The sequence below is a fragment of the Streptomyces sp. AC555_RSS877 genome, from assembly GCF_019049245.1.
Taxonomy (GTDB): domain Bacteria; phylum Actinomycetota; class Actinomycetes; order Streptomycetales; family Streptomycetaceae; genus Streptomyces.
Map to the genome: position 1 here is coordinate 1 of NZ_JAGMUK010000065.1, position 899 is coordinate 899.

1 protein-coding gene is annotated in these 899 nt (G+C 69.5%); it reads right to left on the bottom strand.

The genetic code is table 11. The features are described 5' to 3' along the window. Positions 1 to 899 (bottom strand): amino acid adenylation domain-containing protein (locus KUM49_RS29315; protein WP_217239981.1); only part of this gene is annotated, 899 nt, incomplete at both ends.

The following is an 899-nucleotide window of genomic DNA, read 5'->3' on the forward strand; positions in this document are numbered from 1 at the left end:
TACGCGATCAGCCGGACATCACCCGGGGTGTCCTCCCGGGCCACCACCGCCACCTGGCCGACCTGCGGGTGGCCGGCCAGCACGGCCTGCACCTCACCCGGCTCGATCCGGAAACCACGGATCTTCACCTGCTCATCCGCACGGCCGGAGAACACCAGCTGCCCGTCCGCCGACCACCGGGCCCGGTCCCCCGTGCGATACATCCGCTCACCCGCACCACCGAACGGACACGCCACGAACCGCTCACCCGTCAGCCCCGGCTGCCCCACATAACCCCGCGCCAGCTGCACACCCGCGACATACAACTCACCCACCACACCCGGCGGCACCGGCTGCAATGCCCGATCCAGCACATAGAACCGGGTGTTCGCCACCGGCGTGCCCACCGGAACCACCCCGGACGCCACATGCACGCCCGTCAACGCAGCCGTGGCCACACCGATCGTCGTCTCCGTCGGACCGTAATGATTGAACACCGACCGACCCTCACCGGCCGCCGCGAGGAGCTCACCGACCAGCCCGGCCGAGGCCGCCTCACCACCCAGCACCAGCGACCGCACCGACCGCACCGCATCCACCCCCAGCGCCGCCACATGCGAGGGCACCGCCTTGAGGAAATCGATCCCCTGCTCGGTGAGATAGCCGCGGACCGCACCCGGGTCGGTGACCGCTTCCTCATCCAGGAAGTGCAGCTCACCCCCACACACCAGACTCGCGAACACCGTCGTGTTCCCCAAGTCCGTCGCCTGCCCCTGCAACACCGCAAACCGGCCGTGCGGACCCCCAAACCCCACCCGGGCCGGCACCGACGACACATAATTCGCCAGCCCCTCGTGGGTGACCGCGACACCCTTCGGCCGCCCCGTCGACCCCGACGTATAGATCACATACGCCACCTG